We start from the raw sequence: 15,079 nt of genomic DNA on the forward strand, positions 1-15,079 counted from the left end.
GTTCGTCGGCAGCGTCAGATGTGTATAAGAGACAGTTTCTGGGCGCTGCTTTGGGCAAGGAATGCAAGGATGAATTGAAACGTCCGGCTTGTTGAATAAGCCCGGTGCGAGAAGTAGCGATGATAGCCGGCGGTGATCGCAAACATGCGCAGCCAGTATAGGGCGACGCAAATTGCAGTCGCCTGCCATGAGACGCCCGTCCAGACCGCCGCCAGACATCCTGCGTGCACCAGCAGGAACGGGAGGACCTGCGGGTACATGATGTCGTCGTGCTGCGGAGCTGGATCGATATTGGTGGACACGCTCGCGACCTCGGCTGCTTCAATGCGCAGGCCGTTTCGCAGGCGGACGGTTCAAGTCCTGATCCTGGCGGGCATCGCGCGTGGTGTTGACAAAGAGAACCCCGCGGCCGGGTGACCAGTCGCGGGGTCGCGTAACCAGAGGCTTTGCCAGTTCATCCGTGGTCAAAGCAGCATGGCCGATTGTCGCAGCTTACACCGCGCGCAGATTGTCCGCAGCAGATTTGCCGGTCCGGCGGTCTGCAACGATCTCAAAAGAGACCTTCTGTCCCTCGTTGAGGGTGCTCATGCCGGCGCGTTCGACTGCGCTGATATGAACGAAAACGTCCTGGCCTCCCTGGTCCGGCTGAATGAAGCCGAAACCCTTCTGGCTGTTGAACCACTTCACAGTTCCCATGCTCATGGAAAATCGTCCTATAGATGCGTGTTTGGAGCCGCACTCACGAGCGCAGCAGGCGAATTCGAAGTTTAGGGGGTGAGGGTCGTCAGTCAGGCACGCTATCAGCGGCGAGGCCAAGTCGTTCGGCCGAAACTCCATCCGAGGTATATGGCTACGGTTCGGTCATTCCGCAAGCGGTTTTCTCCCTTTCTGACCTCGGCCGCTGCGTCCCCCTGTGAATGTTGGTAATTCATGGAGCGCCGCGGCAAGCCTGCCTGACCGCATGGCGGGGGACATCGTGCGGTTACGTGCACACGTCCTAATCCTTCTTCGCCGTCAGCCCGTCGACCATCGCGCGCGTCAACGTTGCGATCTCGCTGCGCAATGCGCCGATCGGCACCGCGATCAGCTTGTGCTCCAGCCCGAGCGCGACCATGCCATGCACGGCGGAGAACAGGCTGCGCGCGGTGACGCCGAGTTGCGCCGGCGAACGCTGCGGAAACAATGCGGCGAGCGGCTTGTAGATGTGGCGGAACAATTCCATCTGCTCGGTGATCGCCCATTCCGGCACCGGCTTGCCGGGCTGCATGCGATGCTCGAACAGCGCGCGCCACAGTTCGAGATTGTCGGCGGCGAAGTCGCAATAGGCGACCGCGATCCGCACCAGCATCTCGCGCGGCGCCGCAGCCCCGCCGATCTCGGCCAGCGACAGCGACGCATCGAGCCGCGCGAGCGTGCGCGAGCCGACGCGCAGGATCAGCTCGTCGACATCCTCGACCAGATTGTAGACGCCGCCATTGGCGACGCCGATTTCCTGGGCCAGTTCGCGGGTTTTCAGGCCACCGAGACCCTTTGCCGCAATCGCCCGTTCCGCCGCCTCGATCAGCGCTTCCCGCAGTTTTGCACGTCGTTCCAATGCCTTGGACATCTTTGATCCTTCGTTAACCATCGCCTTGAGCAGTGCTCAAATAATTATTGAGCGTTGCTCAGTATGTGGTACAAGAGATTCATGAGCGATGCTCATAACAGGGAGCGATGAAATGTTCAAAACTGTTTTCACTCTTTTCCGCGGCAGCGTGGCAGCAGCGGAGGAGGAACTGCAAGACCGGACCGCGCTGGTCATCCTCGACCAGCAGATGCGCGATGCCGCCGCCGCCGTCGACCGCTCGAAGCGGACCCTGGCGCTGGCGATCGCCGGCGACCAGCAGGAGGGCCGGCGGCTCGACGCCACCAACGCCCGGATCGCCGATCTCGAACAGCGCGCGTCGGCGGCACTCGAGGGCGGCCGGGAAGACCTCGCCCGCGAAGCCGCGCAGGCGATCGCCAATCTCGAAGCCGAGCGCGATGCCGCGATGACCGCACGCGCGCTGTTCGCCTCCGAGATCACGCGGCTGAAGCGCCATGTCGGCAACGCCGAGGCGCGGATCGCCGAGCTCGACCGCGGCCGGCGCCTCGCCCGCGCCTCGGAAGCGGTGCGTTCGCTGCGCCGGAGCGGCATCGAGGCAGCCCGCCCCTACGAGTCGACGCTGCCGGAAGCGGAGGCGACGCTGAAGCGGCTGCGCGAGCGGCAGATGGAGATCCAGGCCGCCGACGAGGCGTTGATCGAGATCGACGCCGCCGCGGGACCGTCAGCCACCGCCGAGAAGCTCGCCGAGCAGGGCTTTGGCCCGCGCATGAAATCGACCGCCGACGACGTGCTGGCGCGGCTGAAAGCCAAGCGCCCGAACGCAGCCTGAAACCTCAAGCCTGAAACTGATCCTTCGTCAAATTTCGCAACATCAAGGAGATTACCATGAACCAGACCATCCAACCCCACAGCGGCAGCTGGGTTACCTTCACCTACGCGTCCTTCGCGGCTTCCGCCTTCCTCGTCGCCATCGGCGTGTTCTTCCTGCCGATCGACCTCTGGATGAAGGGCTATCTGACGATGGGCATCGTGATGCTGATCCAGACCTGCGTCACGCTGACCAAGACGGTGCGCGACAATTACGAGAGCAGCAAGTTCGTGAACCGCATCGAGGACGCCAAGGCCGAGCGCCTGCTGATGGAAGTCTCCAAGGCAGGGTGAGAAGGCCGCCGACAGGAGGCGGCGGGTGTTTCGCACTCGCCGCTTTTGCCTAAAACGCTTTGCGCCGATCGGGCGCTAGACTCAGCGGTCCCGTCATCCTGAGGAGCGCGTAGCGCGTCTCGAAGGATGCACGGCCCGGCTGGTGGCCGTCGACCCTTCGAGACGCGCGTTCCGCGCTCCTCCAGCGACAACGGCAAAGCCGTTGCGCGGGGGTGACGGTGAAGGAGCTGGCGCTCTGCAGCCACGAGCTTCACTTCTCGCAATGACCGTGGATAGGCCGCGGGCCGCTTACGGCCAACTTGTTTCGTTTCCGGAAGGCCTTGTTTACCCTGCGGCAAACAGCGCCAGGTTGCGCTCATGGCTCCTTAACAGGGGCGAGTGCAGAGATCGCGCCCGAGGGACAGAGAAATGGCGTCCACGGACAATCCCACGCCGGCTTCGCGCGGCGGCAAGAGCCTTGCCAAGAGTCTCGGCAGAGCGCGCGCCGCCTTTGACGGTCTGCGCAGCCATGGCGGCTTCTGGCTGAAGGCGCTGTCGCAGCCGACCATCGATCTCAGCCTGCGCACCCAGGCCGGCCAACGCACCCGCATCGTCGAATCGCCGGGCCTGTCGCTGCCGAGGGACGAGCTCGACGCGCTGGTCGAGCAGCTGCGCATCGTCGCCGCCAAGACGCTGCCCGAGGAGAGCCTGACCTACGGCATCTTCTCCGGCGAACCCGAGCGGCTGTCGCGTGCCGTCGTCACGCTGATCTCGGAGGAAGCCACCGGGCGGCCGATCGCCTTCAACGCGCTGTCGGTGATGGACGTGCCGCTCGACGGCGAGCCGGCCGAGGTCACCCATCTCGGCCTCGTCATGGTCGATCCCGATGTGCGCGGGCAGGGGCTGTCCTGGGTGCTGTACGGTCTGACCGCGCTGGTGCTGTTCGCCCGCGACGGGCTGCGGCCGAAATGGATCTCCAACGTCACCCAGGTGCCGGCGGTGGTCGGCATGGTCAGCGATACATTCTCGGACGTGTTTCCGTCCCCGTTGCCGGGCGCGCGCCAGAGCTTTGCGCATCTGCAGCTGGCGCGCGGCATCATGGCAAGGCATCGCGCGGTGTTCGGCGTCGGCGAGGAGGCCGGCTTCGACGAGGCGCGCTCGGTCATCACCAACGCCTATACCGGCGGCTCGGACGCGCTGAAGAAGACCTTCGAGATCGCACCGAAGCACCGCGATGCCGTCTACAACGAGTTCTGCGCGCGCGAGCTGGACTACGCGCGCGGCGACGACGTGCTGCAGATCGGCCGCGTCGATCTTGCCGGCGCGCGCCACTATCTCATGAGCGAGGTGCCCTCGGGCTCGCTGCCGTCGCTGCTCGCCGCGTCCGCGATGCTGGCGCTGCAGCGGCTGGTGCTGCCGGTGGTCTACTGGATGGACGACAGCCGCGCCTTCGGCACGCTGCGTCCGCGCAAGCAGGATAGCGGGGCCGCGCGATGAATTTCGACTACTACTCCTTCACTGGCCGCAATATCGGCTTCATCGACGAGCACGAGCAGCAGCTGCTGCGTCAGGCCTGTCTCTTATACACATCTGACGCTGCCGACGAACTATGTGTATAAGAGACAGGCCTTCGCCGACGAGGTCGGGCGCGAGAAGGCGGCGGTCGCCGCCGAAGCGGCGAGGCGCATCAATCCGACCATCGAGATCGAGGTGCTTGGCGAGAACTGGACCAGCGAGCTCGCCGCGATCGCCGCGCAGTGCCCGGTCATCGTCAACGGCATGGACGATATCGCTGCCGGCGTTCATCTGTACCGGACCGCGAAGCACGCCGATGCAACCGTGATCGACGCCTACATGTCGCCGCTGCCGTCGGTGATCGTGGTCCGCCCGCACGATCCGCGGCCCGAGCAGCGCCTCGGCTTCCCGACAACAGGCAAGGACTGGACCGATATCACCGAGGACGACCGGCGCGCCGCGATGCGCGCCGAGATCGAGCATGTGATGCTGCACTCCTCGTCGCGCAACTATGTCGACCTCGCCATCGCCGGCGAAGTGGCCGCCGGCCGCCGCAGCCGGATGTCGTTTGCGCCGATGGTGATCTCGACCGGCATGCTGATGGCCTATGAGGCGGTCGCGCTGATCCTCGGCCGCACCTCGGGCACCGATTGCCGCGGCTGGTTTCTCAACCCGCATCGGCCCGCGATCGAGAGGCCGCGCAATGCGCTCATCGCCGCCCTGATGCGTCCGCTGGTGCGGCGGGCCATCGATGAACTGACTGGCAGCAAATGACCTCCGGGGTGATCGCGGATTCCATCGTCAATCTGTGCGGCGCCATCGGGCTCGCCGTGGCGATGATGACGTTCTACCGGCGCGATCCAAGGAGCCCGTTGACGCGCCGCCTGCTGCTCGCGCTCGGCGTGATCGCGATCCTGTTCCTCGACCGCGGTCTTGCCTGGTGGACCGGAAGCCGGCTGCTCGACCGCCTGTCGGTGATCCCGGCCTCGCTGGTCCCGCTCGGCGCCCTGATCGTCACCGAAGGCATCCTGCGGCGCCATGCGCCACGCCCGGTCAAGATCGCGGCGCTCGCGGGCGCCATCCTGCTCGGTCTCGGCGGCCTGTTCGGGCTGCAACGGCTGGCGATGCCTTACGCGATCGCGCTGGCGCTGTTTCAGCTCTTGGGTTTCGCCACTTGCGCCCTGCTGCTGGCGACGCGGGATCGCGCCGCGCTGATGGCTGCGGAAAACCGCAGCATCGGCCGCATGGCCGTCGGCGCGCTGGTCGTGATCCCGTTCATCCTGACCGACTTCCGCACGCTGTTTCCCGATATCCCTGTGCGGCTCGGCGCGCTGGGCGCGCTGCTCACCGTGACCGTGATGCTGATCGCCGGCGGCGGCGCCGAGACGCGCCGGCACGGCCTTGCGATGATGGCGCTGCGGCTGATCTCGTCGGGCCTCTTGGGCCTCGCCGCTGCCTTCATGGCGCCCGACGTCGACGCCGCGCAGATGGTCCGTTTCGTCGCGGTTGCGATCGCCGGCGTGCTGACCATCGGGTTGATGACGGACGCGCTGCGCGCGTTGTTCGAATCGCAGGAGCCGGGCGTGCTCAATTCGGTTGCGGCATCGCCGGCGCAGACCCGCGAGCAGTTGATCGCCGAGCTGGCGCGGCATCCGATCTTCGAAAGCGCGCGGCGCTTCCGCGAGAACGAGCTCGCGCTCTACGATCCGCCGCTGCTGCACGACTTCCTGTCGACGCGGCGCGTGCTGCGGCGGTCCGACGCGCCGTGGGGACTGGCGCCGACCGATCCCGCGGCCGAGCGCATGGTGTCGCTGATCTCAGCCAACAACGCCTCCCATGTCATCGTGCTTGGACATGATCCGCTCGACCTGATCGTGCTCGCGGTGCCCGTCACCGCAGCCGATCCCGCCACTGAAACCGCGCTGGCGCTGGTACGCCGGCTGCTGGCGTTGACCCCGGAGGCCAAATGACATCAGAGATCCGCGAGGGCGACCGCAGGGCGGCATTCGACGCCGCGCTCAATGCCTATGGGCGCGGCAGCCTCTACGTGCCGCCGCTGTGGAGCGATTTCGACCGGATGTTCGATCCGGCGAAGAACCCGTTCGTCACCGAAGGCCACGGCCGCTATGCGCTGTTTTCAGCGCATCGCGATGGGCGGCCGGTCGGCCGCATCGCCGCCTCGATCCACGACGCGTCCAACCGCAAGCACGGCACCCGCCACGGTGCATTCGGCTTCTTCGATTGCATCGACGACGTCGAGGTGGCCGATGCGCTGCTGAGCGCCGCCGAGCAATGGCTGTCGGCGCGCGGCATGAGCCGCGTCGCCGGCAATTTCAATCTGACGGCGATGCAGCAGATCGGCGTGATGACCGACGGGTTCGACCATGCGCCGTTCACCGACATGATGTGGTCGCCGCCGCACATTGCAAAGCATCTCGAACGCGCAGGCTACGCCGCGACCTTCCCGATGACGACGTTCGAGATCGCGCTCGACGGCGGCAAGCCGGAGCAATTGCTCGGCGACAAGCAGCGCGCGGTGCTCACTGACCCGGATTTCGTCTGGCAGCCGATCAAGCGTTCCGCCTTCAAGGTGCGGCTGGAGGATGCGCGGCTGATCCTCAATGACGGCTTTGCCGACAACCCGATGTTCGTGCCGCCGACCGCCGCCGAATATCTGTTCCAGGCCGGCGACATGATGTGGATCATCGACAAGCGGATTTCGACCGTGGTCTATCACCGCGGCCGGCCCGCCGGCGCGATCATCGCGATCCCCGACCTCAATCCGCTGATCAAGGCGATCGGCGGCCGGGTCGGGCTGTCAGCGCCGGTCAAATTCGTGCAGCACCGCGTGATGAACAGGCGCGCGGTGCTGATCTATCAGTCGGTCTGCCGCGACCTGCACAATCGCGGCCTCAACGGCGCGATGCTCTACCGCACCGCGCTGGCGTTGCAGGAGGCCGGCTACCGCACGCTGGGCGGCACCTGGATCGCCGATATCAACGGTCCGTCGCTGCGCCAGGTCGAGAAGGTCGGCGCAAAGCCGCTGCACCGGCTGCATCTGTTCACCAGGCGGCTGGCCGCGGCATGAGCGAGCTGACGCCGGATTTGCTGCGCGAGGTGGTCGCGGAGGCGCGGCTGGCACCGAGCGTCCACAATATCCAGCCGACCCGCTGGCGCCTCATCGACGAGGGGCGGCTGGCACTGGTCGACGCGACCGGCGTCCGCGCGCCGGTCGCCGACCCCGCGGGACATGACGTTCTGGTGTCGCACGGCGCCGCGCTGGAGGGCATGAGCCTCGCGCTCAACCGCCGTGGCTTCGCGATCACGGGCATGACCACGATCGAGCAGCCGCTGTCGCCGCAATTTGCCGTGCTCTGCTCTTTTGCGATCAAGCAAGGAGCCGAGCCCGATCTGCTGGCGGACCTCGTGGCACGCCGCATGTCGTGGCGCGGCAAGTTCGCGGCGTCGCTTGATGATGCGGCGGCGCTGGCGCAGCTGGCCGCCGCGCGCGACGATGTGATCTGCATTGGCGATCGCCGGGCGATTGCCGATATCGCCGGCTGGGCCGACCGGGCCGAATTCTCCTTTGTCCGCGGCGACGACTACCGGGCTGAGCTGCTCGCATGGATGCGGCTGTCGCCCGGCCATCCGCGCTATCTGCTCGATGGGCTCAACCGTGATGCGCTCGCCATGAATGCGGTCGAGGCCACCGCCGCGCGCTACGTACTCGGCACCCTGTTCAAGCCGCTCGATCGTCTCGGCCTCGCCGCGTCGTTGCTTGCCGACGGCGCCAAGACCGCGTCGGCATCGGCGATCGTGCTGTTTTGCCGTCCCGTCGGTGAGGATCCACTCACGACCGGACGACATTTCTACCGCGCCTGGCTGGAGATCGATCGCGCCGGTTTCGCGGCGTGCCCGATTTCGGCGCTATCAGATCATCCTGACTTCAACGACCGGCTGCGAAAGCTCGGAAAAATTGGCGCCGATCTGCGCCTCGTCAACGTGTTCCGCATCGGCCGGCCATCAAAACCGTTGAAACCTCGGCATTTCCGGTTGCCGGTTGACCGGCTCATTGTCTGAAAATTAAGCTGCAATCCCCGCTGTCAAAACTTCACGCGGTCGTGCTATGACGCCGCCCGCTAACCAACGACCGGTGGAGATGATGTCGAAGCAATCGCTGCGCGAGGAGGCCGAACGCCTCATCCGCGAGACCATGGAAAAGCGGAACCTCGTCGTCAAGCAGGGCATGACCCGGATCGAGGCCGTTTGCGGCAAATGCGGTGCGCCGAACCGGGTGCAGGCGGAAAAGGGCCAGTCCCGCGTCAAGTTCACCTGCAAGAATTGCGACCACAAGCAGGAAACGCTGTAAGCGGGGCCGCCCTCCCGTCATCCTGAGCGAATGTGAATGTATTCAGCGTCGTCCTGGCGAAAGCCAGGACCCATTACCCCAACCGCTTGTCGTTGTGTGACGCTGGGGCCACTATTGCACTCTCAATCGAATTCGGTGGTTATGGGTCCTGGCTTTCGCCAGGACGACAGCGTGGGGAGGCCGCTCGCTACAATTCTCACACCGTCATCCCCGCGCGAAGGCTTCGCCTTTGTCGCTGGAGGTGCGAGCGGAGCGAGCCTCGAAGGATGCACGGCCACCAGCCGGGCCGTCGATCCTTCGAGACGCGCGCAAGAGCGCGCTCCTCAGGAAGACGGTGATAGTCCGCAGGTGGGGCAGCCGAGCGTAACCCACTCTACGAAGCGCTCTACTTGAACGCCTCGCAGACCGTGGTGTGATCCGGCGCGGTCCGGGCCGCGGCGCGTAGCGAGACGCTGCGCCACCAGGCATCGAGCGCGTGGCGGTCGCAGGCGAGCTTCACGCTCATCCCGCCGGCGAACTTGATCCAGTCCGCAAAGCTCGCGCGCGACACCGCGATCACGACCGGAATGTCGGCGCCGAGCGCGCGCTCGATCAGGAAGCCAAGCCCCTTGCCGTCGCGCTCCCGCTTGCCGAAGCGGTTGATGATGACGAGATCGGCGCCTTCAGCCAGTGCGTCGGCGACGCGGATGCCGGCGGCCTGCAGCCGCGACAGATCGAGCTTGCAGCCGGTGGCGCCAGCGCTCCTGGTATCCGGGCTCGGCGGCTGCGCCAGCAGCAGCGTCTCGCCGCTATGCACCAGCACGGCCGACAGGCTGGAATCGGCGCATTGGCCTGATTGCACCATGCCGACGACGCGCGCGCCGTGTGCTCTCAGATCGCCGGCGAAGTCGCGCAGGATGGCGTCGGGATCATCAGTGGCGTCATAGACCAGGGCGGCGAGGTCGCATTGGGCGTCGAACATGACGGGCTCTGTTCGTAGTGGAGGAGGGAGGCAACCGCGGCGCCAAGGGGAGCCAGGGCGTCGCGGCCGCAGGTTTCGCGGGTCAGGCGGCCGGCGGGCCGTTGATGATCTGCAGCTGGGTGAATTCGGCGAGGCCTTCCTCGGCGAATTCGGTGCCGATGCCCGACTGCTTGGCGCCGCCGAACGGAATGTTCGGGGCCATGTCGAGATGCTTGTTGATCCACACCGTGCCGGCCTCGATCCGGGTCGCGATCTCGTGCGCGCGCTTGATGTCGGACGACCACACCGACGCACCGAGGCCGTAGGTGGTGGCGTTGGCGCGGCGGATCACGTCATCCTTGTCGGAGTACTTGATGACAGGCAGCACCGGACCGAACTGCTCCTCGTCGACCAGCTTGGAGCCTTCCTTGATGTCGCGCACGATGGTCGGCTCGATGAAATAGCCGGGGCGGTCGATCGCAGCGCCGCCGGCAATCACATTGCCGTTCTTGCGGGCATCGTCGAGGAACGCCTTGACCTTCTCGTACTGCATCTTGTTCTGCAGCGGCCCGAGCTTGGTGCCCTGCTTGGAGCCGTCGTCGACCACGGTGTTCTTCGCGATCGCGACCAGCTCGTTGCAGATCTCGTCATAGACGGATTCATGCACGTAGAGCCGCTTGATGGCGAGGCAGACCTGCCCGGAGTTCTGGAACGCGCCCTCGAAGATGCCGGGCGCGACCTTCTTCGGATCGACGTCGTCGAGCACGATGCCGGCGTCATTGCCGCCGAGCTCGAGCGTGATCCGCTTCAAGGTCTGCGACGCGCTCGCCATCACCTTCTGGCCGGTGGCCGAGGAGCCGGTGAAGGAGATCTTGCGGATGTCGGGGTGCTTGGTCATGTGGTCGCCGAGATCGTTGGCGTCGGCGATGAAGTTGAGCACGCCCTTCGGCAGGATGTCCTTGACCAGCTCGGCAAAGCGCAGCGAGGCCAGCGGCGTGGTGGGCGCGGGCTTCACCACCAGCGTGTTGCCGGCGAGCAGCGCCGACGGCAGCTTGAACGCCAGGATCAGCAGCGGATAGTTCCAGGGAATGATCGCACCGACCACGCCGAGCGGACGGCGATAGGCCTCGACCTTGCGGTCGCCGGAATTCTCGATCACGCGCATCGGCAATTCGAGCGAGCCGAGATAGCGGAAGAAGCCGGCCATGCCCATCACCTCGCCGGTGGCATCGGCGAGCGGCTTGCCCTGTTCGCTGGTCAGGATATGCGCGAGCTCGTTGGCGTTGGTCTCGATCACCTCGGCCATCTTGATGATCAGCTTGCGGCGCTCCTCCATCGGCGTGGCGGCCCAGGCTGGGTAGGCGGCCTTCGCGGCGGCGACGGCCTTGTCGAGCTGTTCCCTGGAGGCGCGCGGGCATTGCGCCACCACCTCTTCGGTCGCCGGATTGAGCACCGGCATGGTCTGGTCGCCGGGTACCATCTTGCCGTCGATGAGAAGCTTGTAATCACTCATTGGCCTTGCTCTCCCTGGTCAAACGGGTCCTTCGCGGACCTCGCTATATTCACGTGTATATCACGGCTGCGGCGTGGACGCCACGGCCATTCAGGGCACGCGCGCGGCACTGCCGAACCGAATGAATTCTCTGGAAAATCGTGAAGAAAAATCAGCCTGAGCTTCGTGCTGATTTATTCGCGGTTGCCCGCCCGGCGTCAATCGGGGCACCGCGGGCTTCAATAGATTCTAATGCCGCGTGCGCCTCTGCCGGTCACCGCCGCGGCTATACTTTTAAGGGCTGGACGCTGGTCGTCTTCGCGATATATTGGATGGAATATAACGATGATCCGGAGTGCCGGCATGCAGATCGAAACCCAGGAGCTCACCACCTGCGAAGTCGCGTCCGACGGCTGCGCGATTTCGCTGGGCTTCGTGGACGGCAAGGGCGAGCCCGCAACCATCCGCCTGTCGATCAACCAGGTCGGCGCGCTGGTCATGACCTTGCCCGGGCTGATCAGCAAGGCGCTGCGGACCCGCTTCGGCGACCAGACCTTGCGCTACGCCTATCCGCTGGATTCCTGGGTGATCGAACAGTCGACCGATCCGGCGCAGGGCATGGTGACGCTCAAGACCACGGACGGCTTCAGCGTCTGCTTCTCGATCCCGCGCGCCCAGCAGAGCGAGCTCGGTGAAGCGCTGGCGGCGCAGCCGGCGACAAGGGTGCAGGTGCGGGCGAATTAAGATCGTAGCTTCGTAGGGTGGGTTAGCCGAAGGCGTAACCCACCATTTGTGCCGCGGCGGGAGAAGAGGTGGGTTACGCTCGGCCAACCCACGCCCCGGACTATCACCGTCATCCTGAGGAGCCGCGAAGCGGCGTCTCGAAGGATGAATCGGCCCTAGTCGGGCCGTCGACCCTTCGAGACGCGCTTCGCGCTCCTCAGGGTGACGGGATAAATAGCCGCGTAGGATGGGTGGAGCGAAGCGATACCCATCAAATAGCTGGCCGCGGGAGAGATGATGGGTTTCGCTTTGCTCTACCCATCCTACGATTCCCCGCGGCTCACTTCCCCTTCACGAACGCGGCGAATGCATCGCCGTAATCCGGATGCCAGCGCGACAGCGGCGGGCGGTTCTCGACGATGTCGCCGGCGGCCCACAGGATGCGGCGTTCGTCGAGCGCGCGCGGCACGTCGTTGTCGGGGCAGAGGATATAGAAATCGCTGGCGTCGAGGCGCTCGATCATGAAGTCGACGGTCTGCTCCGCCGTCCACGCGCCGGCCGGCTTCTCGGTGCGGCCGCGGGCGGTCAGCCCGGTGAAGACAAAGCCCGGGATCAGGAGATGCGCCGTGATCTTGCAGCCGTCGGTGTTGCGCAGCTCGTGCTGCAGCGCCTCGGTGAATGCCTTCACGCCGGCCTTGGAGACGTTGTAGGCGGGATCGCCCGGCGGCGTGGTGATGCCTTGCTTGGAGCCGGTGTTGATGATCAGCCCCGGCCGGCCGCGCTTGATCATGTTGGGCGCGAACGTCTGCGTGCCGTTGATCACGCCCCACAGATTGACGCCGAGGATGCGCTGCCAATTGTCCGTGGGCCCGAACATCGCGCTGCCGGGCTGGATGCCGGCATTGTTCATCAGGATGTCGGTGCCGCCGAACTTTTTCGCGACCGTGTCTTCGAGCTTCGCCACCTCGTCGGCTCGGCTGACGTCGACCGCTGATGTCATGATATCAGCCGCGCCACCCGGCGCCGCAGATGACAGTTTTGTCGCAGCCGCCTTCAGCCGGTCATCGCCGAGATCTGCGATGCAAACCTTCATGCCGGCCTGCGCGAACCGCACTGCGGCGGCAAGTCCGATTCCAGAGGCGCCGCCGGTGATCACGGCAACATGATTGGCTGATATCACGGGGTGGGGCATCGGCGGTCTCCGGACACATGTGTGGCTGAGGTTCAGTCGCTATCGTACCATGCACGCGGGCGCATGGGAGGTTTTCATGCGCGCCACCCTCGACAACGGCCGCGCGGCTTTACGGTTTCGCGCCTGCGCTGTAGAATCACCGATATAACGCTTCCAAAAGACCTCAGCCGACAATTTGACAGGGAGTGCAAACATGGCTGTTTCGCAGGCTATTCCGATCACGCGCCATCCTTATGCCGATGGCTCCTACAAGAAGATGCTGATCGATGGCAAATGGGTCGACGCCGCCTCCGGCAAGAAATTCGAGACGCACAATCCCGCGACCGGTGAATTGCTCGCGTCGGTCGCCGAGGGCGATGCCGAGGACATCAACCGTGCGGTCGCGGCGGCGCGCCGCGCGTTCGAAGGGCCCTGGAGCAAGGTGAAGCCGTTCGAGCGGCAGAACATGCTGCTCAAGCTCGCCGAACTCGTCGAAGCCAATTTCGAGGAGCTGTCGCAGCTCGACACGCTCGACATGGGCGCACCGATCAGTCGGACCCGCGGCAACCGGCTGCGCGCGCTCGGCATGCTGCGCTACTATGCCGGACAGGCGACCGCGATCCACGGCGAGACCATCGAGAACTCGCTGCCCGGCGAGATCTTCTCCTACACGCTGAAGGAGCCGATCGGCGTGGTCGGCGCGATCATCCCCTGGAACGGGCCGCTGACCGCCTCGATCTGGAAGGTCGGCCCGGCGATCGCGACCGGCTGCACCGTGGTGCTGAAGCCGGCCGAGGAATCGCCGTTGACCTCGCTGCGCATCGGCGAGCTCTGCATGCAGGCCGGCATTCCGCCCGGCGTCGTCAACGTCGTGCCGGGCTATGGCGAGACTGCGGGCGCCGCGCTTGCCTCGCATCCCGATGTCGACAAGGTCGCCTTCACCGGCTCGCACGTCACGGGACAATCGATCATCCGTGCCTCGGCCGGCAACCTCAAGCGCGTCTCGCTCGAGCTCGGCGGCAAGTCGCCGGACATCGTGTTCGCCGACGCCGATCTCGACGCCGCGGTGCCGGGCGCTGCGATGGCGGTGTTCGCCAATTCCGGCCAGATCTGTAGCGCCGGCACGCGGCTGTTCGTCGAGCAGAAGGTCTATGACGAATTCGTCGGCCGCGTCGCCGAGTTCGGCAAGAAGCTGCAGGTCGGCAACGGCCTCGACCCCAACACCCAGATTGGTCCCTTGGTGTCGCAGCAGCAGATGGATCGGGTGTCGGGCTATCTCGACATCGGCCAGAAGGAAGGCGCCAAGGCGCTTGCCGGCGGCGGCCGCCTCACCGAGGGCGCGCTGTCGAAGGGTTACTTCGTGCAGCCGACCGTGTTTGCCAATGTGCAGGACAACATGCGCATCGCGCAGGAGGAGATCTTTGGCCCGGTGATCTCGGCGATCTCGTTCAGGGATCCGGACGAGCTGATCAAGCGCGCCAACGCCACCACCTTCGGCCTCGGCTCGGGCGTCTGGACCACCAATGTCAGCAAGGCGCACCAGGTCGCCAAGGCATTGCGCGCCGGCTCGGTCTGGGTCAATTGCTACCAGGCGATGGATCCGGCGGTGCCGTTCGGCGGCTACAAGATGAGCGGCTACGGCCGCGAGTCCGGCAAGCAGCACGTCGAGGAATATCTCAACGTCAAGGCCGTCTGGATCAAGACCGGCTAGCGCTGCTTCTTACCTCTCCCCGCTTGCGGGGAGAGGTATCGCATCTACCGTCTTGGCGACCGCGCAAGCGCTCGGCCTCGTGGTTCGAGACGCGCCGCAAGCGGCGCTCCTCACCATGAGGGTCTACTATCTTGCCGCAAAACCAGACCTCATCCTGAGGAGCCCGCCGAAGGCGGGCGTCTCGAAGGATGGCCACGAGGGCACCGCCACGAAATGCGATAGCCCTGCCGCTTGCGGGGAGAGGCATAGGCCGCCTTCGGCGGCCGTCCATGAAATCGACGCCGAAGCTAAGCTTCGGCTATGTTGCATCGAAGATGCAATCCGGGTGAGGGGTACAGGTCTCAATTTTCGGCGTGCTCGCAGAAGGGAAGCCCTTCACCCCAACGCCCACATGATTTCGGAATATTAGAATAATACCCCTGATTTGCCCGAC

General features: G+C 65.3%; 14 protein-coding genes and 2 pseudogenes. 10 read left to right on the plus strand and 6 right to left on the minus strand.

The genetic code is table 11. The features are described 5' to 3' along the window. Positions 1-35: 35 nt before the first annotated feature. The 3 genes and pseudogenes from IF803_RS28575 to IF803_RS28585 form a co-directional block, all read right to left on the minus strand. Positions 36-260: pseudogene (locus IF803_RS28575) on the minus strand (acyl-CoA desaturase); the annotation flags it as partial. A 232-nt stretch (positions 261-492) separates the two neighbouring features. Then, positions 493-702, minus strand: a complete 210-nt coding sequence (locus IF803_RS28580; protein WP_028341292.1) for a cold-shock protein — start codon at positions 700-702, stop codon at positions 493-495. 295 nt (positions 703-997) lie between these two features. Further along, positions 998-1,606 carry a TetR/AcrR family transcriptional regulator gene (locus IF803_RS28585; protein ID WP_028341291.1) on the minus strand — a complete coding sequence of 203 codons (609 nt, stop codon included), beginning with the start codon at positions 1,604-1,606 and terminating at the stop codon, positions 998-1,000. A 112-nt stretch (positions 1,607-1,718) separates the two neighbouring features. On the opposite strand from IF803_RS28585, the gene IF803_RS28590 reads away from it, so the two are divergent. The 8 genes and pseudogenes from IF803_RS28590 to IF803_RS28625 all read left to right on the plus strand — a co-directional run bounded on the left by IF803_RS28590 (position 1,719) and on the right by IF803_RS28625 (position 8,609). Further along, positions 1,719-2,414 (plus strand): PspA/IM30 family protein, encoded by a 696-nt coding sequence (locus IF803_RS28590; RefSeq protein WP_461194335.1) that lies wholly within the window; start codon positions 1,719-1,721, stop codon positions 2,412-2,414. Positions 2,415-2,470: 56 nt separating this feature from the next. Continuing rightward, entirely contained in the window at positions 2,471-2,746 is a 276-nt protein-coding gene (locus IF803_RS28595) for a YiaA/YiaB family inner membrane protein (protein ID WP_028341289.1), read from the plus strand. A gap of 408 nt (positions 2,747-3,154) precedes the next feature. Beyond that, positions 3,155-4,222, plus strand: a complete 1,068-nt coding sequence (locus IF803_RS28600; protein WP_461194336.1) for a hypothetical protein — start codon at positions 3,155-3,157, stop codon at positions 4,220-4,222. Further along, positions 4,219-5,014 (plus strand): annotated as a pseudogene (locus tag IF803_RS28605) (ThiF family adenylyltransferase). Before IF803_RS28600 ends, IF803_RS28605 begins: the two are co-directional and overlap by 4 nt. Then, on the plus strand, positions 5,011-6,210 hold the full coding sequence (locus IF803_RS28610; RefSeq protein ID WP_461194337.1) for a hypothetical protein: 1,200 nt from the start codon (positions 5,011-5,013) through the stop codon (positions 6,208-6,210). The pseudogene IF803_RS28605 and the gene IF803_RS28610 overlap by 4 nt, the downstream one beginning before the upstream one ends. Further along, on the plus strand, positions 6,207-7,328 hold the full coding sequence (locus tag IF803_RS28615; protein ID WP_461194338.1) for a GNAT family N-acetyltransferase: 1,122 nt from the start codon (positions 6,207-6,209) through the stop codon (positions 7,326-7,328). Before IF803_RS28610 ends, IF803_RS28615 begins: the two co-directional genes overlap by 4 nt. Next, the gene (locus IF803_RS28620; RefSeq protein WP_461194339.1) at positions 7,325-8,320 is read left to right on the plus strand and encodes a nitroreductase family protein; all 996 of its coding nucleotides are present in this window, start codon (positions 7,325-7,327) and stop codon (positions 8,318-8,320) included. The genes IF803_RS28615 and IF803_RS28620 overlap by 4 nt, the downstream gene beginning before the upstream one ends. An 82-nt stretch (positions 8,321-8,402) precedes the next feature. Further along, positions 8,403-8,609 (plus strand): hypothetical protein, encoded by a 207-nt coding sequence (locus tag IF803_RS28625; RefSeq protein WP_069276011.1) that lies wholly within the window; start codon positions 8,403-8,405, stop codon positions 8,607-8,609. Positions 8,610-8,994: 385 nt separating this feature from the next. Here IF803_RS28625 and IF803_RS28630 read toward each other — a convergent pair whose 3' ends face one another. Further along, positions 8,995-9,570 (minus strand): DUF2478 domain-containing protein, encoded by a 576-nt coding sequence (locus IF803_RS28630; RefSeq protein ID WP_461194340.1) that lies wholly within the window; start codon positions 9,568-9,570, stop codon positions 8,995-8,997. An 82-nt stretch (positions 9,571-9,652) separates the two neighbouring features. Beyond that, a complete protein-coding gene (locus tag IF803_RS28635; protein ID WP_461194342.1) occupies positions 9,653-11,062 on the minus strand; it encodes an aldehyde dehydrogenase family protein in 1,410 nt (469 codons plus the stop codon). A gap of 342 nt (positions 11,063-11,404) precedes the next feature. On the opposite strand from IF803_RS28635, the gene IF803_RS28640 reads away from it, so the two are divergent. Next, entirely contained in the window at positions 11,405-11,785 is a 381-nt protein-coding gene (locus IF803_RS28640) for a hypothetical protein (RefSeq protein WP_461194343.1), read from the plus strand. A 319-nt stretch (positions 11,786-12,104) separates the two neighbouring features. Here the strand turns inward: IF803_RS28640 and IF803_RS28645 are convergent, their stop codons facing one another. Further along, positions 12,105-12,956: an SDR family NAD(P)-dependent oxidoreductase gene (locus tag IF803_RS28645; RefSeq protein WP_461194344.1), complete on the minus strand. Its 852-nt coding sequence runs from the start codon at positions 12,954-12,956 to the stop codon at positions 12,105-12,107. A gap of 193 nt (positions 12,957-13,149) precedes the next feature. Between IF803_RS28645 and IF803_RS28650 the strand changes: the two genes are divergently transcribed. Next, positions 13,150-14,646 (plus strand): aldehyde dehydrogenase family protein, encoded by a 1,497-nt coding sequence (locus IF803_RS28650; protein WP_461194345.1) that lies wholly within the window; start codon positions 13,150-13,152, stop codon positions 14,644-14,646. Positions 14,647-15,079: the final 433 nt, after the last annotated feature.

Source organism: Bradyrhizobium sp. UFLA06-06 (assembly GCF_054820065.1).

What these genes read in the sequence shown, in the direction of transcription:
- IF803_RS28650 (WP_461194345.1), top strand. Translation starts at nt 13,150, where the DNA reads ATGGCTGTTTCGCAGGCTATTCCGATCACGCGCCATCCTTATGCCGAT.
- IF803_RS28610 (WP_461194337.1), top strand. Translation starts at nt 5,011, where the DNA reads ATGACCTCCGGGGTGATCGCGGATTCCATCGTCAATCTGTGCGGCGCC.
- IF803_RS28640 (WP_461194343.1), top strand. Translation starts at nt 11,405, where the DNA reads ATGCAGATCGAAACCCAGGAGCTCACCACCTGCGAAGTCGCGTCCGAC.
- IF803_RS28615 (WP_461194338.1), top strand. Translation starts at nt 6,207, where the DNA reads ATGACATCAGAGATCCGCGAGGGCGACCGCAGGGCGGCATTCGACGCC.
- IF803_RS28580 (WP_028341292.1), bottom strand. Translation starts at nt 702, where the DNA reads ATGAGCATGGGAACTGTGAAGTGGTTCAACAGCCAGAAGGGTTTCGGC.
- IF803_RS28645 (WP_461194344.1), bottom strand. Translation starts at nt 12,956, where the DNA reads ATGCCCCACCCCGTGATATCAGCCAATCATGTTGCCGTGATCACCGGC.
- IF803_RS28630 (WP_461194340.1), bottom strand. Translation starts at nt 9,570, where the DNA reads ATGTTCGACGCCCAATGCGACCTCGCCGCCCTGGTCTATGACGCCACT.
- IF803_RS28590 (WP_461194335.1), top strand. Translation starts at nt 1,719, where the DNA reads ATGTTCAAAACTGTTTTCACTCTTTTCCGCGGCAGCGTGGCAGCAGCG.
- IF803_RS28635 (WP_461194342.1), bottom strand. Translation starts at nt 11,062, where the DNA reads ATGAGTGATTACAAGCTTCTCATCGACGGCAAGATGGTACCCGGCGAC.
- IF803_RS28585 (WP_028341291.1), bottom strand. Translation starts at nt 1,606, where the DNA reads ATGTCCAAGGCATTGGAACGACGTGCAAAACTGCGGGAAGCGCTGATC.
- IF803_RS28625 (WP_069276011.1), top strand. Translation starts at nt 8,403, where the DNA reads ATGTCGAAGCAATCGCTGCGCGAGGAGGCCGAACGCCTCATCCGCGAG.
- IF803_RS28620 (WP_461194339.1), top strand. Translation starts at nt 7,325, where the DNA reads ATGAGCGAGCTGACGCCGGATTTGCTGCGCGAGGTGGTCGCGGAGGCG.
- IF803_RS28595 (WP_028341289.1), top strand. Translation starts at nt 2,471, where the DNA reads ATGAACCAGACCATCCAACCCCACAGCGGCAGCTGGGTTACCTTCACC.
- IF803_RS28600 (WP_461194336.1), top strand. Translation starts at nt 3,155, where the DNA reads ATGGCGTCCACGGACAATCCCACGCCGGCTTCGCGCGGCGGCAAGAGC.